This is a genomic window from Chryseobacterium sp. MHB01 (assembly GCF_034651565.1).
GTDB classification, from domain to species: Bacteria; Bacteroidota; Bacteroidia; order Flavobacteriales; family Weeksellaceae; genus Chryseobacterium; species Chryseobacterium nepalense.
Genome location: NZ_JAYEDA010000010.1, coordinates 79,742 through 102,042, shown reverse-complemented (window position 1 = coordinate 102,042; position 22,301 = coordinate 79,742). Strand labels below are relative to the sequence as shown.

Sequence of the window (22,301 nt, the reverse complement as noted above, 5' to 3'; positions counted from 1 at the left end):
TGAAAACCTTAAAGGTTTGCTTTAGGTTGCTTTAATATTTACAGCTAAAATTAGCAATAAATACTTTACCTCACCGGAGTTCTGAATTCACCATAACCTATTAAACCATCATAGTTTCTTCCAAACGGAGCATAGTACAAAAATGCCTGATATAAGTTTTCTGTCTGCCAGAAGTTCCCGTTGACTTCACCGAAATTAAGGGAGCCACCCGGGTTTTTTGTAGCGAGAATATAGTTGTAGAAACCTTGTTTAAGATATATTCTGGCGACATATTTTTTGTTTTCCGAATCGTATTGCATAAGGTTCTCTTTACCCGGCTTGAAATCATTAAAGCCTCCTAATACATAAATTTCTTTATCTACAGGATCCGAATCAAGTGAAAAATACACCCAGGAATAATCCGCTTCTCTTTCTGCATCCCTTTCCCTTCCCAGATCATTTCTTCTGTAGTACCAAGCCCCGTTAACATCAGGCTGATATTGGTAATTCAGCGGAAAAGCCCACACCGGATGAAGATAGGTATTATTAACACCGTCTTTCACTTCCGTTGCACGAACCATATCTGCAGCCATATTCATGTTTTTATTATCAAAATAATAAAACTCATTATTTCCGGGAAATACAAGAGACAACTGCTGAAACAGCAATTGGTTCCCAAGTGTTGCGCTTGGCTTTAAATTGTTTATCGCAATATTAGGGTTATTATTCTGCATGACATTCAGCGTCATTGAATTGACGTTGGACGAAAGATCCCCACCTTTGGAAACAGCCTTCACCTCAATTCTCTGATTGGCTTCCGGATTTCTGGCATCAGCAAATCTTGAAACACCTACCGCCAGTGTCGCAGCATCTTCTACAAGATAGAATCTTCGCTTGAATAAAGGCTGATCTGCAGAATTTTTGTAAACGATAATTTCATAATTCCCTGAAATTTTAAGCTGCATTTTATCATTCGGGAACGTAAGTTTATAATGAGTGTATGACTGTAGCGTATTGAAGGAATACTGAAACCTGTCCAGCAGAGCATTTAAACTTCCTGTAGCGTATTCGGTAAAGAAGAGATTATCATCTTCCCAGTTTCTGTTATAATGTTTGATGGTATATCTGTAAATTTCGCTGGCATTAGTAAGGTCGTCGAAGCTTAAAACCAACTGCTGGTTAAAGTAAATAACCGGCGTTTCATCATTGGTCTGCGGATTAAACAGCTGAATGCTCTGGATATTTTGTCCAAAAACAAGTCCGCCCAGGGTAAGTAAAAATATTCGCAAAGTTTTCATTATGACGAAGATAAAGAAAAATGCGAGATTTTTCATCCGATTCGCAGGTTTTAATGATATTTTAATTGGGAAATATTTAGACCTGACTATTTTAAACCCAAACTTTTGTGATTACATTTGTTACTTATAAAAATATATATCATATGCTTCAGATACAAGGTTTCGTATTTAATTTCGCCAGCGAAAACACCTACATCATTTATAATGAAAACAAAAATGCATGGCTGATTGATCCGGGAAATATGAGTGACGCGGAAACCCAAACACTAGAAAATTTTATCAGGGAAAAAGAATTAAAAATTAATAAAATCCTTTTAACCCACGCCCACATTGATCACATCTTAGGGCTTCAGTGGGCTTCCGATACTTTTAAAGTACCTGTTTTTATGCACAAGGATGACCAAGAAGTGCTTGATATGTTCCAGATCAGCGGAATGCGTTTCGGGATGGCGCTTGAGCATATCCATGCAGACATTCGATATATCAGCGAAAATGACGAACTGGAACTGGATGGCGAAAAATTCAAAATTTACCATGTTCCCGGACATTCGCCGGGAAGTGTTGTCTATCATCATGAGAAGCAAAAATTCATGATTTCCGGAGATGTTCTTTTTGAGGGAAGTATTGGCAGAACTGATCTGTTTAAAGGAAACTATGAACAGCTGATTGAAGGAATCACAACGAAACTTTTTATTCTTGATCCTGAAACAAAGGTTTTCTCAGGTCACGGAAATCCTACGACTATTGGTTTTGAGAAAGCGTATAATCCGTTTTTCAGTAGTTAAAATTGTAAAACCTGTTATCTCAAGGATATACTTATAAAACGTTATAACATTTTGCTAAGAATCAATACCGTTTATTTAGATATAAAGAAATAATTTAGATATAATATTATTGTACATAAAAAAGGTCGTCTCAAAATTGAGACGACCTTTTTTATTTTTTGTCATTACTATCCTTTTTTTCAAATGTATTATAATACCATAATCTGATCTCTTCTTCCAATGACTCTGGTTTTTTTTGGGGATCAAATGCTTCTTTGCCTCCATTATTAATCATTTTTTCTGAATATCCTCTTTCTTTGAATATTCTTTCTCTATTTTTATTGGCAATTATTATAAATCCAGTAACAACTGCGATTATAAGCAACAGAACCTGAATAACGTTTTTTAGAGAAAAAACATTATTATCCATAAGAAAATTCTTTTTGTTAAGGTAAATATAATTTGGCAGCCATATTATTACAATCAGCAAAAAGATATACAACGGAGGAATTACGGTATCATTATAACCATTCAGTTCAAAAATTCCCTTTATAGAGTACAATACAAGTAATATTAGCAGTGAAATAATAAAGGATGTTTTGAGTACTAAAAGCCTTTCATTATCTTTTTTGAAAATACTTTCAAGGAGTTTATACGTTGAAAAAGCGAAATAGTTATATACTTTCATTTTTATTTAAAGATAAATGGTTGACCAAACAACGGAGTAATCTCGTTTGAAATACCTTCAGGTTTTTTAAATACAGGTGTTCCTGTGGTTTGTTCCCATAATGTTTTTCCACCGAAATAAAACATTCCGCATAAAGGACACCAAAAACTCAGGATTCCAGCTCCGGCATCAAAAAAGGCTTCTGTACCTGTGATTTGCCCCGATAGATATTGATAGGACGTAAAGCCCAAACCAAAATAACCTAAAGCAGTTCCTCCGGCTTCCAAAGTATTCGCGAGACCGCCCGCCAATCTGGTTGGTGTTCTAAAGGTACCAATAGATTTTGGTCCCCACCAAACTTCTCTTCCTATTTTTCCTACACTTTCTACAGATCGCATAATTCTTGCTGAACTAGAGGCCGTTACCTGTCCCAATCTTGCCATTGCAGGAGAAGTTGCAGGGTTATTAACTATTTCATCCAGCTTCTGATATCTTGGTATTATACCTTTACGAGCCGGCTGCGTTGTATTACTTGGCGCGGAGCTAACCTTTGGCATATCTCCTTTTGCAATAACACCCTCACCGGAAGGGGCATTAGCAGTTACTTCAGCCGTAGCGGATTCCGGCACTTCATAATATCCTAAAAAGCCATTCGAAACTGTTGGATTTTCCGGAGTATTTCCATAATGCTCATACATTTTATTTTGAGCATTCCATCTAAAGATTCCATCATTATCAGCCCAATAAGCCAATCCTTTTCTGGGAGGATAAACAGCTCTTCCGTCCGGATCAATCATATTAAGCGGATTATTTAAGGTATAATTGTATGGACTAAAGCCATGATATTTTTCAGATAAGGGGTCGATGGCTCCCCATCTCCCTAAATCAGGCATATAAAATCTCGCCCCGAAATCATACATTCCTGTTTCCTGTAACTCTTTTCCATTATATCGATCATAATAAGGCACCGAATACTCCTGCAAATTATCAGATCCATTGTAGCCTTTATGCATTAACCCGAAAGGATAATAGTTATTTTCTTTCCAGAAAATAATTCCTCCACCGTCTACTGACCCATATGTAAATCTAATATTTCCCAAATGGTCTTTATAATTATAGATGTACTGTGTTCTGTCATATGCATAAATTCCCTCAGTAGTAGGAATCACCTTTAAAATTCCGTTTTCATACTGAAATCCATCTAAATAATCAGTCGTTATGGCAGTAAGGGTTTTCCTGAGTTTTGTTCCGTCAGCTCTGTATAGATAAGATATATTCCCTTGGCTGGTTGTAAATTGTCTGGGAAGATTAAGATAATTATATACAATCGCAGATATGCCTTTATCTTTTTGATTGGTCATATTACCATTTAAATCATAATCAATTATATTTCCACCGGTTGGATATCCTGAATCATTAGGAACACCATCTGTTACCTTAGAGAGCCTGTTAGAAAGGTTATTATTTGCGTATTCATAAGTTAATTCATCGATTTTCATCGGTGTGTTTAATCCCAATGAAGGTGCCTGAAATCTATTGAGCGTCTTAATATTGCTATTTTTATCATACGTTAGAATTTCATCATAAAAGTGGTTTTGCGTCTCAGATGTTAAATATGGCGTTAGAAATATCCCTTCTGTAAGTCTGTTTAACTGATCATATTTATATGCATATCTTCTGTATAATCCGTCAACAGATGTTTTCCAATCCATTTCTGAAACACTTCCGTTATACTTAGCTACTCCATTTTGAACATCTTGCGGGTTTTGATATTTCAGCTTCATTGCAAAAAAGCTTGATCCTAAATTTTCCGGATCATTAACCTGCGTAACCCATCCTCTGATGTTATATTTATAGGTAATTGTCTGTAAAGGCACAAGATGATCATCATCCTGTCCTACTTTTTTTTGTGTTAATTGGCCTAGTTCATTATAAGAATTTAAGCTTAGAGGTTCCTCCTGCTGATTATTAACCTTATGCTTTTGAGCTAATATTCTATTTTGTTTATCATACTCAATCGTTTCTTTTGTGCGGACTTCTTCATCATTAATCGTTCTTTTATGATATACATAAGATTCCTTGATTAAACCTGAGAAATCCAGCAACTGCTCTCTTTTTGTATATCCTCCTAAATAATTAATTGAGTAAGTTGCAATAAGCCTTCCTTTAAGATCATACGAATTATAACCTTTGGTCCAGTTATCATCATCAATGTTTTTGACAAAGGATGCAAGCGGCAAATTTTTAGTATTAACAGATGAGCTCTGTCCATCTGAAAGTACTGTTTGTCCTAAGATTTGTGTAGGAAAGAGTGGTGATGCAAAAGGGTATGTATCATAATAGTTAACACTTAGTATGGTCATACTTCCTGTGGGGAATGCATTTTTTGTATACCAAATATCCAAACCATTGAGTGAAAATGGTGTATTAGTCCGTACTTCATTGTTTGCGGCATTAGCAGCCATGTTATTTAAGGCAGTCTGCATTGACAATCTACTTGCAGTATTTGCAAAAAATCCCGTATAGACTATTCTGCCGAACTGATCGTATTTAGTAAAAATCCAGCCTTTCTTATTAAAATTATTATTCACTGAAGCCAGCATGGGATCTTGTGTAAGAACAATCCTGTCCTGTTTATCATATACGATGAATTCCCATCCTTCTTTTCCGGGTTGTCTCTTTTCAACCAAACGACCTTTATTATCATAACGATACTGATAACATAAAGTATTTAGATTTGTAGTATCAATATTGGTTAAGCTGGCAGCTGATGGAGGAATAACAAAAGCCAGTTGGTCATACTCATTATATACATAATATGTATCAGCATTTTCCGAGCTACTGATAACTTTTCTGTTTAACACTAATTTCCCTTGTGCATCAATAAATTCAATAACCTGAATATTATCTTCATCTACCCTTATTTTTTTATATAACTCACTATTGCCGTAGCTGCCGCTTATATTTAATAAAGAAGATGTTGCTCCATTAGACCAGCTTGTTACCGTTACATATTTTTTTACCTCTCCGGCGATATTCCTGTCGTAACCGAATTGAACAGGACTGCCAGACCAGTCATTGCCTACCTGAAATTGTTTCTGAATATTGTCGAAAGGAGAACTTTCAAATATTTTTTCGGAATAGATTTTTTCGTTACCATATATGGCAGGATTTGTTGCATTTGTTAAAGGATTGGTATAAAAAGCCCCATTTTGTGTACCTGGCTGAGGAACGGGAAGATATTCTCTAGCCTCTCTTCCGAACTCATCATAGACCTTGTGACTTACCAGGTCATTTCCTTGCGGTGTATATTTTACTTTAACGCTCTGCTTTACTCTTCCAATACCATCAAAATATTGTACAGTTTGTAAAGGTGGTTTTGTTAAAGTGTCTGATCCTTTAGACACATAATTCTTTACTGAAATGTAGTTTTCGGCATTTGATAATCCTAAACTCTGTGCATAATAGACGTTTGCCCATGAGAAAAGAATTATAAATAATATTTTATAGCTTTTCATATTAGTATTCGAATTCAAATTTTAATGGGTTAGCTGAGTTATTTCCAACGGACCCTGATAATAGTTTTACATAAACTCTTCCTGCATTATCTATTCTGACCCTCCAGGTTCTGTTAGCCGGAGTATCTCCGAAATATCCGCCCGGTGGTTCAACATAATTGCTTATTGTCCTTTCCACAGAAGGAACACAACTTCCGCCAATTTGTGCGATTTGAATTTCATTATTCCAATAACTTGCATTTATAGGATAATTTCTGAAGGAAAGTTTAATTACAACATTATAATTATTCATATAACTATATATTTCTGAACCTAATGAAACAAAATTGTTAGCCATCGTCAGGGAACATTGAGATTTAGGATAACATAAGCCATACGTATTAGCTTCGACTTGCCCTACAGTTGCAGCTTCATTCTCTGCCATCTGTTCTGCGTCCGCCTGGCTAACCGTTGAAAAATATTTGTTTTCAGGTACAAAGTACAAATGAAGACCTCCGTGGGCATTAGATCCACAATTGTTTCTATATAAAGTTTTAATAAGATAGCTATTGTAATATCTTGTCGGTGCGAAATTATAATCAAATGTCTTAATAGGATCCCCATTGGCATCAAATACTTTTTTAGGCCTGTTCAGTGCGTCATATTGATAAGAACTTTTTACACCATTCGCATCAGTCACCGATTTAACTCCTATTAGGGGATCATAAGCAAATGTTTCAATCTGAAAGTCTTTTAATTCAGGCTTTGTTCTGAATTTATCCAGCTCTAAATGTAGATCAGCTTCCGCAGTTTCATTTTTATCCAGATTGGATTTTTTTACAATCTCCAGATCAAGGTATGAAGTGTTATTAACAGGATCAAGATTAAAAGCCTGCATAACCTGTGAATAAGTGGCCCCCTTGACTTCTGCAATGGGAAGGGTTTGATTATAACCATAGATCGTAGTATTTGGAATACCATTACTGCTTCTTGATTGCAGAAGATTTCCTAAATTATCATACAATTCCATAGTCTCTTTATCTTCTACAGTTGCTGCCGCCACATTATCTAAGGAGAAGTTAGAATCAAGCAGGGAGGTTCTTCTTCGGGTTGGCATAACTAAATTTCCTGTTGCCGCATCTTTAGAATAAATTTCCTCTTCCAAAGCCGTTTTGTTAGAAGCATTCACTCTTGCCTCAATAACTGGCATTACCAGATTTTGATTTGCCATGTATTTATAAATCGAGAACTTCCCTCCCACCGCATTGTTATCAGGAGGACAATTTCCTGTTATGCAAGCTGTATTGGCTCTGATAATATCTTGTGGATAATATGTTCTTGATGCTATTTTTCCATTGTAGACAGGAGGATTTCCCGGCAGGTTCCAATCATGAGATAAATTTTCTGTTGTTTCTATTTCATATGGATGCCAGTATAAATATTTGGTGTTATATTTAATATACTTCTCACTATTAAATAATTTACTCCCGACAGGATTGCCAGCAACAGTCTGATATGGAATCTGTTCCGTAGTCTCTATAGCTATCGGCAGATATGGCAAAACAGGTTGATATTGATAATATCCGATATATTCAAGCTGTGATGGATTATTCAGATTTGGTGCCCATAACGCAGCTTTTGCTTCCACGAAATATCTGCTGTCTGATATTCTACAATCTGTACAGTTATCAGATAGTTCATTGAGCGGATAAGCATTTTTTAAGAAATTCGTATATCTTATATTTTTCACCAAGACTCCAAGCATATCATTATTATGCTTAACCATCTTATACAGTTTTCCTCTCTCGTTATTTTTATTGACTTTTAACGGCAATTTGCTTTGTGCGATCTGTGGTGCACTAGGATTATTGTTACTAGAGTGGACTTTAGTGGCAATAGAATCTGGATTCGTAATAAGATCCGTAAAATAATAATCATTTTTTTCCTTACCTGTAATTTCTTCCCTTACCCTGCTATATCGTACATATTCATCATAATATCCTTTAAACGAATTGGATGTTGTCGTAGTACCGGAATTAAACCAATTCAAATCGTCTACAAAAACGCTGGTTTGATCTTTATAGATAAGAATACCGGACGACGTTCCATCATCATTTTTATATTCATACTTTTTCAGGCCTATCTGAGTATTGGTGTTGTCAAAAGTCTGTATCATTGATAATCGTTGACCATCAATTTTAGAATCTTTATTCATAAACACGTTATTCTCCGTTCCGTAACTGCTTCTTGTGAAAAAATTTATCTTCGAAACATCATTTTGCTCATAAATAAATTCTTCTCTTCCTTTTGTGGGATATACAACACTTTTGAGATAACCTATATAGCCACTTAAATAACTGATTCCTGAAGGATCCGTTTGGTAATTGTTTCCAGAACCGGTATAATAGGTAAAGCTATATTTTTCATTATTATTATTAATCTCTTGTAACTGAGCGTTATTATAATTAAAATCAATATCCTTTATCTTTTTGCTATAGCTTTTTAACTGAATTTTTTTCAGAAAAGGCTTCGTGTAAGTATTATTACCCTGAACATAATTAAAGCTTAATGTTCCGTAATCCGATATTTTTACGGAATCAATGACTGCTAATTTCTGAAAGATATTAACTCTGGTCTGACTCATCGCCCATGAGTTCATTGAAGAAGTATCTGTATAGTTATTAAAATCCTGGCCATTGCCTTGCCCCAGAAAAATATTATTGTTCAACAAGATATTGTTAGCAGGAATTCCATTAGGATAATCCCCGTTAACATATTCTCCCCCATTAGTAAAAGGATCAAGAATTGTTCTGTTACTATTTTTATAATATGCCTCTAGCAGCCTTCCATTTGATAATTTTACCTTTTTCAAGTAAAACGCAGAAATATAATTGGTTTGTCTGTTTGTATAAAAATCAGTAAAATAGCTAAAAGTTCCATCATCGCTAAAAGAGCTATAGTTGTACTTGGTCTTTCCGTAATAGATGTCCATAGAATTATAATCGCCACCGAAATAAAACTCATTTCCTTTATCATCTTTCATTACAATTTCCGGGAATGACAAAATCGGCTGAAAAATATTATGGCATTTTTCTCCTGACCATGATGCCGTCAGGTTTCCATTCTCAGAATACACCAGAAACTTTCCAACGTTGTCATACACCATATACCCTGTATATCCGAGGAAATCAAAATAAAAAGTATTGGGTTCATACGTGTAAAAACTGGTGTCCGTATTTGGATTTGTTAAAAGTTGCTTTTTTGTAGCGCCATTACCTGGTGTTGAAATGAGACAATTATTTTTTCCCATACTGTGGAATCCACTGGGCGTATTAGCTCCAAGTAGCTGAGGAGAAAGCAAATCTCCCGGCTTTTTATATGCCACTGTTATTTTGCCGAACATGTTAAAGTACCAGTTTGCTCCCACCATGGATGGTTCGGTTTTAGGAATCTCCTGCTGGTAATCTACGGTACCCTTTAAAGAAAGTCTTCCCAGATTGATGTCATATAAAGGTACAGACAAGCTAAGCTTACCAACATTGTAATTATTGCTGACGTTTATCTTTTTCCCAAGATTATAATCTTCCACAGTTTTACCCTGCGCATAAATAATCTGACAAGAAATGTATAAAATACAAGTCAGGTATCTTTTTAAGTTTTTCATTAATAGTTATTATTTTTTTATTAGTTTGGCGCTTGCCACTTTACCTTCGTCTGTTTTTATATGAACCAGATACACAGCCTGAAGCAGAGATTGAGTATTTATTTTTGTAACAGAATTCCTTGTTTTGATGGTCTGAATCTGTCTTCCTCCCATATCATACAATGAAATATCAGCTTCTTTAAACTCAAAGCCAATTTCAACGTAAGCATAATCTGTAACTGGGTTAGGATATATTTTAATATCAGATTTCTCAATAAGTTTGCTAACCTCCTTGTCACCAAGTTTTATGATTTTCCAGTTTTCCTTCCCTAGCTCCTCTGCACTGGTACCTGCAAGTAATATAGATCCATCTCTGTTTAATTTCAGATCTGCAAGCCTTTCAATTTTCTTTCTTGATTCACCTTTAACATATTTGCGCCACATCTCATTCCCAGCGTAATCCAGATATAAAATCCAGAAAGTTTCCTCCTCATCGCCAATAGCTCCTTCCGCCTGACTATATCCTCCAAGAAGAATTCCTTTTGATAATTTATCGTCTGAAGTATGTAAAACACTTGCGCCCATCAATACATCTCTGTTTTTGAAATTATATGATTTCTGCCAGATTTCCTCTCCTTTTTCATTAAGCATGATCATCCATAAATCTGTTCCATCTTTAACCCCTACAGATTTATTTCCTGAAATATCCGAACGCGATTCACCTGCTATAAAAAATCCGGAAGAGGTTACTGAAATTGTTCTCAGGTGATCATCCTCTTTACCTCCAAAATTTTTCTCCCACTCTAGTTTTCCATCTTTATCAAACTTAAGGATCCAATAATCTCCCTCTCCAAAATTATCTGTCTTTTTAGATCCTCCTGCTTTGCTTCTTGAATATGCACCAATTAACGCTCCGCCATCTTTCGTCGGAATCATCTTTTCAACAACATCCAAACCTTTTCCTCCAATAGTGACCTGGGATAATTCTTTACCACTTTTATCAAGCTTTATGATCCAAATATCTTTCGAACCAAAGCCGGCTCCCGTGGTTTCAACCGTTCCTGAAACAAAGAATCCCAGGTCTGTTGCCTGGATTACAGCTTTTGCTTCTTCATCCCTTCTGCTGCCTAACGTTTTCTGCCATATCTCATCGCCATTTTCATTGATTCTGATCAACCACACGTCAGATCCTCCTTTGGAATCATCTTTTTTATCCAAGCCTTTTCCTGAAAAAGATGTACCTGCAAGCAAAAATCCACCTTCCTGAGTATTGACCGTAGCAGACAAAAAATCATGATCCTGACCCGAAAAGTACTTTTCCCAAACTTCATTCCCTTGTTGATTGAGTTTTATAAGATGAAAATCGTATCCATCATTCTGTTGGTTCTCGGCAGACATTTTTTTTTGCTGAATGGAGCTTCCTGATATAAGATATTGCCCATCTATTGTTGTTGTAATCTGGCTTAAGAAATCCTGTGAGGAGGACTTAATGTTTTTCTGCCATATTACTTCCTGAGCAGAAAGACCCAGAACGGAGCATAAGAATAATGCTCCTGAGTAGATTTTGATCATTCTAAGTTTATTTCGAATTATTGATTATCAATTTTACCGTGCAAAAGTATCCTTTTTATTTCTCCTTTAAAAGATATATTTTGTGAATAATATCATAAAGAATTTATATCAAAATTATTTTGATTCTATAAAAAGCTAAAAACCAATAATTTATTTTATAAATCATAGAGTATTCTAAGATAGTATTATTGTAAACTTGACAATTGTTATAGAAATATCTCAAAAGATTTAAGCCTGAGTGCCTGAAAAGCAAATATGTAAAATAATCAAATTACATAAGAAATATCGTTCACTTTTCATTTCATCATAGTAAAAAGGCATTCCTGAAGGAATGCCTTTTTTTACTATGATGTTTGCTATTAGCAGAAAAATGTTAATAATTCAATATATATCAACACGTCTATTCTTTAATAAACTTGGTAGAAAAACGTTCAGTGACAAAATAATATACCCCTGGCTTTAAATCTTTAACATCAACTGTATTTGTATTTTTAAAAGGCAGATTATTTCTTTTGATCAATTGACCTAATGAATTATAAATTTCTAATTTCTCTATTTTCGCAATATCCCTTCCTGAAAGTGAAATTATATCTTTTGCCGGATTGGGGTAAAGAGAATACAAGACAGCAGTATCTTTTACCACATCATTGGCAGATAATGTAGAATATCCCCATACATCATGCACCCACTGAGGATTATCGATATAAGGATTTCGGTTATTTTGCCAGGTGTAGGCAGCGTTGTTACGGTCAATTTCTCTCTGAGAAACGGGATCCATATCATTCCATAAGAGCAAAACATTTAGCTCCCAGGTTTGAAGCCCTGGAAAAGCCGTGTTTCCTAACATATTACCTGACGAGAAGTTGGCAAGCTTGTTCTCATATCTGGTAACAAAATAGAAAATCATTCTTGCGATATCTCCCTTAAATTCATCAATTGGCTCAAAAACAGTACCCGAATATCCTGAAGTAGCACTCTGTCCAAGCTTGGAACCATTCAATGAAGTCCAGGTTGGATTAGAAACCTTTCCGAACGGCCAATCAGACCTCATTCCATTTACTTTTCCGTCTGTAGGCGGAATGAAATGTACATCATTATGCATTGGATTAGCCGAATTAAATAAACTTTGAGGCACTAAATGTTCTCTATTATAGCAATCTCCTTCAGTTTGATAATTTCCACATTGATTGGTAACAATAGTATATTCATAAGGGTCTGCAGCAGTGGGCCTTTCTGAATACATATCCAGAACTTTTCCATTGTTTTCATAATAATAGTCTCTATCGGTTGTCTGATATGCAGTCCATAAACCACTATAACCTTTATCTAGTGCAACATCAATAATTTGAGATAATTTAGTTTTTAAAGCACTTCCAGTAAGTCCTGTTGTTCCATTATAATAATTAGCGGGAGCCTGCGCAGTCATGAGTCCTACACTACATAAAAAGACTCCTACAAAAAATATAGATTTTAGTTTCATAAATCTTAGTATTTAATTTGATGCAAAGATATAAAAAGCTCAATTTAAAAAGTAAGTCTGCCAGTCCAATTTTTTAAATGAATCTTATTCGCGTTTAATACATTAATAATAAATAATTTTCCTAAAAAACACATTTAAAACCAATCAGCATAATGATATCACCATTAATATTTTATTATGAAAATTATTTTTCAATTTTAATTTTAATTAATATATGTTTTTTCAATACCAAATCATTATTATTTTATGCATGACGTATTGAGATTAAACCAATCTTGTATGAAAAATTCTAAAATAAGTAATCTTGTAGCCAGATTTTCAGCTATTAATCGATGGTCAATTATTTATAATACTTTTTTGTCGATCTATCAGCAGCAGCATATTCTTTTAATATTTAATTAGTTACAAAATGTATTTATTTCGTGAAAAAAGGTATAATTTTTCTGATGAAAGATATCAACCTTACAAATTAATATACAAAAAAAAGCCCCTAAACAGGGGCTTTATAATTTTTTTGAAGAATTTATTCTTCAAAACCGTGGTCCCACCTGGACTCGAACCAGGGACCACCTGATTATGAGTCAGGTGCTCTAACCAACTGAGCTATAGGACCGCAAAATTGGTTGAATTTTGTGACTGCAAAAATAATAAAATTTCTGGCACTACAAAATTTTTTATTGCTTTTCTTGACAAAGTTCTACCAGTACCCCATTCGTACATTTCGGATGCAGAAAGACAATTAATTTATTATCAGCTCCTTCCTTGAGTTCTTCGGAAATAAATTCAAATCCTTCTTTTTTTAACCGTTCAATTTCATGCAGAATATTTTCAACCCCAAAAGCCAAATGATGAATACCCTCCCCTTTTTTATCAATAAATTTAGAGATTGGACTTTCTTCTTTACTGGCTTCCAGAAGTTCGATTTTACTTTCTCCTGCCTCATAGAATGACGTAACAACTCCCTCTCTTTCCACAGTTTCTTTTTTATAAGATTCTTTTCCCAGAAGTTTGGAAAAAAGCTCGTCAGAAACTCCCAAAGATTTTACCGCAATACCAATATGTTCTAATTTCATAAATTATATATTAAGTTGTAAATTTGATAAACGTTCAAATTTTCAAAGTATCAATTCAAACAAAAGTACTAAATTTGCACAACTTATGGAAAGCAACAGACAACGAAAAGTAGCACAGATTATACAGGAAGACTTCGCGGAGCTTTTCCGCAAACAGGCTGCAGAAAGCGGACAAGGAATTTTGGTATCGGTTTCTGATGTGAAAGTGACCGCAGATCTAGGGATCGCTAAAATCTACCTTAGTATATTTCCTCAGGAATTCCGTGCTGCCGTGATGAAAGAAATAGAAGAAAGCAAAGCGCAGTACAGAAATTTCATCGGTCAGAAAATGGCCAAACAGGTCCGTGTCATTCCTAATCTAAACTTTTATTTAGATACTACTCTTGATGACGTTGAAAAATTAGACCGGGAATTAAGAGGTGAAGGTGATAATCCTATTCTGTAACCTTTGAAAAATATTGCATTTTATATAGCGTCCAGGTACCTTTTGTCAAAAAAAGGAAGCACCGCGGTTACGTTTATTACGTGGCTTGCAGTAGGTGCTATGACGGTTGCCGTTACTGCAATGTTTGTCATTATTTCGGTTTTCTCAGGACTGGAAGACCTCAACAAGGAGCTCATTTCCAACCTCCATGCAGATCTTACCATTAAAAGCAATTCCGGAAAAACCCTGAAAGATTTTGATAAAATAAATACTGTTCTTAAAAACAACAAAGAAATCAGTAATTTTTCAAGGGTCATTGAAGAAAAAGTTTACATCAGCTATAACGGAAAAGGCGACATTGCCTATCTGAGAGGCGTAGATTCCGCCTACACCAAGGTAAATCCTATTGATAAAGATATTTTTTACGGAGCCTATCCGGGTTTTAAATATTCCAATGAGGTTTTAATGGAAAATTCCCTGGACAACAGGCTTTCCATTCCGGTATCTTCCAATTCTGACTATGCAACGGTATTTATGCCTAAACCTGGAACCGGAATTATCAATAAAGAAGAGGATATTTATAACAAAAAAGATATTCTTGTGACAGGGGTTTTTCCCGGTAAAGACCAATTGGACAACTACATTATCGCACCCATTGAACTTACCGAAGAGTTGTTGAACCTTCCAAAACATTCCGCTTATCAGATTGTTATCAAACTGAAAAACCCTGATAACACAAATTCAGTAAAACAGCAGCTTGCGTCATCTTTAGGAAAAAATGTGGATATTAAAACAAAAGAAGAAGAAAATGCTGCATTCTGGAAAATGATCAACACCGAAAAATTATTTATTTATTTAATTTTTGCGCTGGTCATTTTTATTACAACCTTTAACCTTGCAGGAGCCATCATTATTTTACAACTTGACAAGAAGCAGCAGGCAAAATCTTTGGTATCACTAGGATTGCCATTAAGTCATCTTCGTCAGATTTATTTTTATACCGGAATTCTTATCGTTGTTTTGGGAATCATTTCCGGACTCATCCTGGGAACTGTACTTTGCTTTTTCCAGCAGTATACCGAGTTCTTCAAAGCCAATGAAACACTGCCATTTCCGGTAGAGATCGTAGGCAAAAATTATCTGATTGTTTCGGTTACCGCAGCACTTTTCGGGTTTGGTATTTCATGGGTATTTTCTAAAATAAGTAAAGATTATATTACTAAAAGTTAATTCCGTAAGACAAAATCTTAGTAAATTTCATAGTTCAGTTTTTTGATTTTCAGGAAAGGAGATCCAAACTATAGAAAATCTTTTAAAATTTAAATAAGGATAATAAAGAAATCATCCTTCAACAGATTCTTTCTCCACAAAATTTGATAGAACAATCTATAAAAATATTTATGTAGAAGACCGGTTTTTTCCAGTCTTTTTTTTATTTTTATACTATGGATTCCAATAAAAAATTAGGCCTCATCGGAAGAAATATATCATATTCTTTTTCTAAAAAGTTTTTTGAAGATAAATTTCAGAAACTGATGTTAAAAGGCTATTCTTATACTATTTTTGATTTAACAGAAATTCACGAAGTGAACGAACTTTTCTCTGTTCCTGATCTCATAGGATTTAACGTAACAATTCCTTACAAAGAAAAAATCATCGACTATCTGGATGATCTCAGTGATGAGGCAAAAAAAATTGGTGCCGTGAATTGTGTTCTGATTGAAAACGGAAGAAAGACTGGTTACAACACAGATGCTTTCGGGTTTGAAAAAACATTGCTGCTTCACAAAAAGCCTCATCAGAAATCGGCAATTATATTAGGAAACGGCGGAGCTGCAAAAGCCGTGAAATATATTCTGGACAAAAATAATATCCCATCTGTTACGGTATCCAGAAATACGGAAATAAATTATAGAAACCTGCAGAGAAAAACGGTTCAAGATCATAAAATCATCATTCAGTGTACTCCGGTGGGAACTTTTCCGAATGTTGAAGAATGCTTGGATTTTCCTTTTGAAGGCATCACAAAAGACCATCTGATTATTGATTTAATCTACAACCCAAACTATACGCAATTCATTATCAAAGCTTCAGAAAAAGGGGCAAAAACAGTGAATGGATATTACATGCTTGAACAACAGGCAGAAAAAGCCTGGGAAATTTGGAACTTTCAAAAAAAATAACATAAATTAGTGCTATATTTGGCTTTTTTGCTATATATTTAGAAGCTATATTAATGCCACTCACAATAAACGATTTGCTATGATTACAGAAAACAATCTTTCTGAAAACGAGGAAAACAAAAATTTTACTCCGGAATCTCCGGAAGAAACTTCAGAAGACGTTACCCCAAAAGATGAAAGCGTTCACGTTGAAGAACATGAACATGATGAAGAACAGGAAGAGGTAGAGCTTTCCCTTAGTGATACGCTGAAGGAAATGGAGAAAATTATCAATGCTCCCAACGCCGGTGAAGATTTCAAAAAATTTAATCAGCTTAAAGAAAAAGCAAGTCATTACATCCATGATGAAGTGGAGGACAAAAAACACGAATACATTGATGCCGGAAATGCTCCCGAAAATTTCAGCTTTGAACATCCTTCGCAGGCTAGATTTTCAGCACTGGTAAATATTTTCAGGGAAAAGCATGATGCTTACCAGAAAGGGCAGGAAGAGGAGCAGAAAAAAAACCTGGAACACCGTCAGAATATCATTGAAAGACTTAAAAATCTATATACCAATTCCGAACCCGGAACCAATCTTTTCAAATCCATAAGAGAGATTAAGGAAGACTGGTCTAAGGCAGGACAGGTAGCGAAGTCTGAATTTAAAATTCTTAACAACAATTATTTCCACCATCTGAATCAGTTTTACCAGATGCTGGATCTCAATAAAGAATTTCTTGAACAGGAATACAGCCATAATCTTGAAAAAAGACAGCACATCATTGAGCGTGCAAAACAGCTGGAACAGGAACCTGTCATTCAAAAAGCACTGAATGAGCTTCAGTACCTTCATAAATTATGGAAAGAAGAAGCTGAGCCGGTAGCAGAAGAGTTCCGCGAAAAAACATGGGAGGAATTTAAAGAAATTTCCAATAAAATCCATGAAAGAAAATCCGAACTTTCTGCTGCCATCGAAACAGAACAAAATGAAAATCTTGAAAAGAAAAATCAGATTATTGCTGAAATAAAAAAACTTTCGGAGCCATCTGAAAACCCGAACCATAATTACTGGCAAAATGCTATTAAAAGAGTAGAAGAATTAAGATCGGAATTCCTGAAAACCGGAAGTGTACCAAGAAAGTTGTCTAATCAGAACTGGAATGACTTTAAAACTACTTTAAGGGCTTTCAACACAACAAAGAATTCTTATTACAAATCATTAAAAGGTTCTCAGCAAGCCAATCTTGAGGAAAAATTAAAGCTGATCCAGACAGCCCAAGATAATCAGAACAATGAAGAGTGGGATATCGCGGTACCTTTATTTAAAAAGCTTCAGGAAGACTGGAAGAAAATTGGGCACGTTCCGAAAAGCATGACCAATAAAATCTGGGACGAATTCCGTGATGCCTGCAATGCGTTTTTCAATAATTACAGAGAAAAAAGTAATGCGTCAACCGATAACTGGAAAGAAAATTACAAAAATAAAAAAGCACTTCTCGATGAGCTGAAAACAGTGACCAATGAGGAAGGAAGCATTGAAAAAATTGAAGCGATAAAAACTGCATGGAACAATATCGGAAAAGTTCCCAGAGATAAGATTTCAATTAATACAGAATTCAACAAAACATTAAGAGAAAAGCTTAAACTTAATAAAATCAACGAGCTTGAGCTTAAAGAAGAAGGTTTATCTGAAAACCAGCTAACCGATAAGGCAAGAAAAATGAAGAGCCAGATCTCGGATCTGGAAGCTGAAATTGTGAAACTGGAAAACAACCTTGCCTTCTTCAAGAATCCATCCAGAGAAAACCCGCTTTTAAAGGAAACATTTGATTCTATTGAAGAGAAAAAAACTCATCTGGAAACATTAAAACAAAATCTTCACAGCATTATTGCAGGAGAATAGTATAATTTAAAATAAAGAAAGGCGAAGCAAAGTAATTTGTCTTCGCTTTTTTCATTCAGTATGCAGGACGAATTTTATATTAAAAGATGTATTGAGCTCGCCAATAAAGCATTAGGAAAAACTTATCCTAATCCGCTGGTTGGAAGTGTAATTGTGCACAACGACAAGATTATCGGTGAAGGTTATCATCATAAAGCCGGTGAAAACCATGCGGAAATCAACGCTATTAATTCGGTTCAGGACAAATCATTGATTCCGGAATCTACTATTTATGTATCACTGGAACCCTGTGCGCATTATGGAAAAACCCCACCATGTGCGTTAAAAATCAAAGAATTGGGCTTTAAAAAAGTTGTCATTGGTGCTATGGATTCTCATGACAAAGTAAACGGGAAAGGAAAAAAAATTATCCAGGATGCAGGAATAGAAGTCGTTTCAGGAATTCTTGAGAAAGAGTGCACCGAATTAAACAAGAGATTTTTCACTTGTCATGAAAAGAAAAGACCATATATTATTCTGAAATGGGCACAGTCCGGTGACGGCTTTATGGATAAAGATTTTAAACCGGTTTCCATTTCAAATTCTTTGGTCAATCAGTTTGTTCATCAACTGAGGGCAGACGAACACGCCATTCTTGTAGGAACACAGACCGCTTTGAATGACAATCCTGCCCTCACAGTACGAAACGTTGAAGGTGTAAATCCAGTGAGAATTCTGATTGATTTTAATTTGAAAGTTCCGCAGGATTTCAATATATATAACGGAGAATCAAAAACATTGGTTATTAACGCTGTTAAAGATGAAGAAGGAGAAAATATCCATTTCATAAAAATCAATAAAGAGAATTTTCTCCATGAACTGATGGATGCTTTATATAAAGAACAGATTCAGTCGGTGATCATAGAAGGAGGGAGTTTTACCCTTCAGCAATTTATTGATAAAAACCTTTGGGATGAAGCGATAATCATTGAAAATGAAAATTTAAAACTTGAAAACGGTACAAAAGCTCCGCATTTTGACGCAAAACCTGAAAAAGAAGAAATATTCAGGGATAATTTAATACAATTTTACAAGAAAAAAAATGTTGTTTGAGTACAAAACGATAGAAAAACCCGTAGAAAATATTTTATTAAAAGAAAAAGGAAGTAAATTTATAGGATTTGCCTATCCGGTAAACAATGAAGAAGAGCTCAAACATGCTTTAGAACAAATAAAATCTGAACATCCGAAAGCAACCCACCATTGTTATGCTTTCAGAATAGGACTCAATGGAGAAAATTATCGGGCCAATGATGACGGAGAGCCTTCGGGAAGTGCCGGACTTCCTATTTACAACCAGCTTCTTGCTAATGAAATCACCAATGTAATCGTTATTGTTGTACGCTATTACGGTGGGACAAAATTAGGGGTTTCCGGCTTGGTAAAAACATATAAGGAGTCAGCTAAACTCACTTTGGAAGAATCTCATATCATTACAAAAGAACTGGAAACAACGTTAGAAATAAGTTTCAATTTTGATCAGCAAAACATCATCTTTACACTTCTTTCAAAATATGATGCAAAAGTGATCGATTTTGCTGCCGATGAAAAATGTATAGTTACCGCATCTCTAAAACTATCACAAAAAGAAAGCATTTCGGACAAATTGTCCGAAATGCAGCATATAACTTTTAATTTTAAAAATTAATCTCTTCTGCCTCCCATAAGCAGTGATGCCCAGTATAAAAGCTGAGCTAGTGATCCAACAGCAGCTACCACATAGGTTCTGGCCGCCCAGTTTAAACTGTCTTTTACGCCTACATACTCTTCAGCGGTTACTGTACCCGTATCTCTCAACCATTTCATTGCCCTGTTACTCGCATCGTATTCTACAGGAAGTGTAATAAAAGCAAACAGCGTTGTACATGCAAACATGATCACTCCTATGGCCAAAACCAAACGGTTTCCTGTCGGGTTTTCAATAGACTGCGTAGCAGCCATGATCATAATTCCCGCAATAAGCACAAACTGCATAAGATTTGAGCTTATCTGTACCACAGGTACCAGTTTCGAACGAAGCTGCAACATAGAATATTCTACTTTGTGTTGTACAGCATGTCCGCATTCGTGTGCTGCCACTGCAGCTGCCGCAGCATTTCTCTGCATATAAACAGCTTCTGAAAGATTTACCGTTTTATTTTCAGGATTGTAGTGGTCTGTTAATTGTCCCGGAACCGATATTACCTGAACATCATTAATTCCGTTATCTCTCAGCATCTTTTCTGCCACCTCCTTACCGGAAAGCCCGTTCCGGAGATGCACTTTTGAATAATATTCGAATTTCGACTTGAGCCTTGATGAAACCCACCAGCTTACAAGCATTGAAATCCCAATGATTATATAATACCCTATCATCTTAGTAACTTTATAATATATTTTCACCCGATATGATGTAAAAACTGTGCCAAAGTTTAGCATTTATTTGGTTATATTTGCTTATTAATTTGCCTTTAAAACTATGTCTACAATTTCAGTAATTGAAGTAAAAACACCGGATCAGTTAAAGCAATTCGTGAAATTTCCAATGGATCTGTATAAAAACAATCCTTATTATGTCCCATCATTTATCAATGATGAGATCAATATTTGGAATCCGAACGAAAATCCCGCCATGCAGTATTCTGAAGCGAAGCAGTTTCTGGCTTTTAAAGACAATAAAATTGTTGGCAGGATTGCCGTAATGATCAATCATAAAGAAGAAAAAGAACTGGGCATCAGAAAAGTCCGTTTCGGATGGATAGATTTCATTGACGACCCTGAAGTATCTAAAGCACTAATAGACACTACTATAAACTACGCTAAAGAAAAAAAAATCAACAAGATAGAAGGTCCTATGGGCTTTACCAACCTGGATAAAGCAGGAATGCTGACTTTAGGATTTGACAAGCTGGCAACGATGATCGGAATTTACAATCATGAATATTATCCAAAACATCTTGAAAAATTAGGCTTAACAAAAGAAAAGGAATGGGTAGAATTTGAACTTCAATTTCCGGAAATACTCCCGGATAAAATTCACAAATTCAATGAATTAATATCCCAAAAATACAAACTTAAAGTCCTGAATTTCAAATCAAAAGAAGAAATCATTGAATATGTGGACCCTATGTTTGACCTTCTCGACGAGACCTATAAACATCTGTCCACCTACACTCCCATTTCCGATGAACAGCGCAAAACATACAAGGAAAAATATTTTAAGCTGATTGATAAAGATTATATTGTATGTGTTGCGGATGATGCAGATCAGCTCATTGCTTTTGCTATTACAATGCCTTCCTATTCCACAGCTTTACAAAAATCAGGAGGGAAACTTTTGCCTTTCGGTTGGTGGCATTTTCTGAAAGCAGGAAAGAAAAACGACCGGGCTAATTTTTATTTAATAGGAATTCACCCTGATTATCAGCGAAGAGGTGTTACTTCCATTATTTTTAAAGAAATCTGGAAACTTTTCAGAAAAAAAGGAGTAAAATACCTTGAAACCAATCCCGAGCTCGAAGAAAATAAAAGCATCCAGCTGCTTTGGCAGGATTATAATCCCGTGAATCACAAAAGAAGACGAACATATTCTTTAGACATTATTTAATTTATTTAAAAACCAGATTACTCACCATTAGATTATGAAAATCCGTCTTATTATTTTTGGAGTTTTAATTGCAGGATTCGTTGTTTTCAATCTTTTTCTTCAAACAGGAAATGAAAAAACCGACACAGCCGTAAATATCATCTATGCCAGCATTCTATTCGGGTACATTTCCTTCATGGCATTTTCTCTCATCAAAAAAATGAAGAAATAA

17 protein-coding genes and 1 tRNA gene are annotated in these 22,301 nt (G+C 35.1%); 9 read left to right on the top strand and 9 right to left on the bottom strand.

All coding sequences use genetic code 11. The features are described 5' to 3' along the window. Positions 1 to 65 precede the first annotated feature (65 nt). Positions 66 to 1,277, bottom strand: coding sequence for a DUF5103 domain-containing protein (locus tag U9K52_RS16040; RefSeq protein WP_263601476.1), 1,212 nt, complete (start codon positions 1,275 to 1,277; stop codon positions 66 to 68). Between the two features lie 143 nt (positions 1,278 to 1,420). Between U9K52_RS16040 and U9K52_RS16035 the strand changes: the two genes are divergently transcribed. Continuing rightward, positions 1,421 to 2,062, top strand: coding sequence for an MBL fold metallo-hydrolase (locus U9K52_RS16035; RefSeq protein WP_322927342.1), 642 nt, complete (start codon positions 1,421 to 1,423; stop codon positions 2,060 to 2,062). Positions 2,063 to 2,213: 151 nt separating this feature from the next. Here U9K52_RS16035 and U9K52_RS16030 read toward each other — a convergent pair whose 3' ends face one another. The 7 genes from U9K52_RS16030 to mce all read right to left on the bottom strand — a co-directional run bounded on the left by U9K52_RS16030 (position 2,214) and on the right by mce (position 13,973). After that, positions 2,214 to 2,729, bottom strand: a complete 516-nt coding sequence (locus U9K52_RS16030; RefSeq protein WP_263601478.1) for a hypothetical protein — start codon at positions 2,727 to 2,729, stop codon at positions 2,214 to 2,216. A gap of 2 nt (positions 2,730 to 2,731) precedes the next feature. Then, positions 2,732 to 6,226 (bottom strand): DUF6443 domain-containing protein, encoded by a 3,495-nt coding sequence (locus U9K52_RS16025; RefSeq protein WP_322927341.1) that lies wholly within the window; start codon positions 6,224 to 6,226, stop codon positions 2,732 to 2,734. Position 6,227: 1 nt separating this feature from the next. After that, positions 6,228 to 9,869, bottom strand: a complete 3,642-nt coding sequence (locus U9K52_RS16020; RefSeq protein WP_322927340.1) for a DUF5977 domain-containing protein — start codon at positions 9,867 to 9,869, stop codon at positions 6,228 to 6,230. A gap of 9 nt (positions 9,870 to 9,878) precedes the next feature. Then, positions 9,879 to 11,420 (bottom strand): T9SS type A sorting domain-containing protein, encoded by a 1,542-nt coding sequence (locus U9K52_RS16015; RefSeq protein ID WP_322927339.1) that lies wholly within the window; start codon positions 11,418 to 11,420, stop codon positions 9,879 to 9,881. Between the two features lie 400 nt (positions 11,421 to 11,820). After that, positions 11,821 to 12,900 (bottom strand): endonuclease, encoded by a 1,080-nt coding sequence (locus U9K52_RS16010; protein ID WP_322927338.1) that lies wholly within the window; start codon positions 12,898 to 12,900, stop codon positions 11,821 to 11,823. Between the two features lie 539 nt (positions 12,901 to 13,439). After that, positions 13,440 to 13,513, bottom strand: a tRNA-Ile gene (locus U9K52_RS16005). A 61-nt stretch (positions 13,514 to 13,574) separates the two neighbouring features. Beyond that, positions 13,575 to 13,973, bottom strand: a complete 399-nt coding sequence (mce, locus tag U9K52_RS16000) for a methylmalonyl-CoA epimerase (RefSeq protein WP_263601483.1) — start codon at positions 13,971 to 13,973, stop codon at positions 13,575 to 13,577. An 85-nt stretch (positions 13,974 to 14,058) separates the two neighbouring features. Here mce and U9K52_RS15995 point away from each other — a divergent pair, with 85 nt between their 5' ends. The 6 genes from U9K52_RS15995 (at position 14,059) to U9K52_RS15970 (ending at position 20,152) form a co-directional block, all read left to right on the top strand. Next, complete coding sequence (locus tag U9K52_RS15995) at positions 14,059 to 14,418, top strand: ribosome-binding factor A (RefSeq protein WP_248390957.1); 360 nt, start codon at positions 14,059 to 14,061, stop codon at positions 14,416 to 14,418. 3 nt (positions 14,419 to 14,421) lie between these two features. Then, entirely contained in the window at positions 14,422 to 15,627 is a 1,206-nt protein-coding gene (locus tag U9K52_RS15990) for an ABC transporter permease (protein ID WP_323673807.1), read from the top strand. A gap of 215 nt (positions 15,628 to 15,842) precedes the next feature. Then, positions 15,843 to 16,580: a hypothetical protein gene (locus U9K52_RS15985; RefSeq protein WP_322927336.1), complete on the top strand. Its 738-nt coding sequence runs from the start codon at positions 15,843 to 15,845 to the stop codon at positions 16,578 to 16,580. Positions 16,581 to 16,659: 79 nt separating this feature from the next. Next, positions 16,660 to 18,465, top strand: a complete 1,806-nt coding sequence (locus U9K52_RS15980) for a DUF349 domain-containing protein (RefSeq protein WP_248390937.1) — start codon at positions 16,660 to 16,662, stop codon at positions 18,463 to 18,465. A gap of 60 nt (positions 18,466 to 18,525) precedes the next feature. Beyond that, the gene (ribD, locus tag U9K52_RS15975) at positions 18,526 to 19,557 is read left to right on the top strand and encodes a bifunctional diaminohydroxyphosphoribosylaminopyrimidine deaminase/5-amino-6-(5-phosphoribosylamino)uracil reductase RibD (protein WP_322927335.1); all 1,032 of its coding nucleotides are present in this window, start codon (positions 18,526 to 18,528) and stop codon (positions 19,555 to 19,557) included. Further along, positions 19,547 to 20,152, top strand: coding sequence for a YigZ family protein (locus tag U9K52_RS15970; RefSeq protein ID WP_322927334.1), 606 nt, complete (start codon positions 19,547 to 19,549; stop codon positions 20,150 to 20,152). Before ribD ends, U9K52_RS15970 begins: the two co-directional genes overlap by 11 nt. Here the strand turns inward: U9K52_RS15970 and U9K52_RS15965 are convergent. Then, a complete protein-coding gene (locus U9K52_RS15965) occupies positions 20,149 to 20,859 on the bottom strand; it encodes a zinc metallopeptidase (protein WP_322927333.1) in 711 nt (236 codons plus the stop codon). The genes U9K52_RS15970 and U9K52_RS15965 overlap by 4 nt on opposite strands. 103 nt (positions 20,860 to 20,962) lie before the next feature. On the opposite strand from U9K52_RS15965, the gene U9K52_RS15960 reads away from it, so the two are divergent. Together U9K52_RS15960 and U9K52_RS15955 are read left to right on the top strand one after the other, a co-directional pair. Next, complete coding sequence (locus tag U9K52_RS15960; RefSeq protein WP_248390917.1) at positions 20,963 to 22,090, top strand: GNAT family N-acetyltransferase; 1,128 nt, start codon at positions 20,963 to 20,965, stop codon at positions 22,088 to 22,090. A 34-nt stretch (positions 22,091 to 22,124) separates the two neighbouring features. Further along, positions 22,125 to 22,301 carry a hypothetical protein gene (locus tag U9K52_RS15955; protein WP_322927332.1) on the top strand — a complete coding sequence of 59 codons (177 nt, stop codon included), beginning with the start codon at positions 22,125 to 22,127 and terminating at the stop codon, positions 22,299 to 22,301.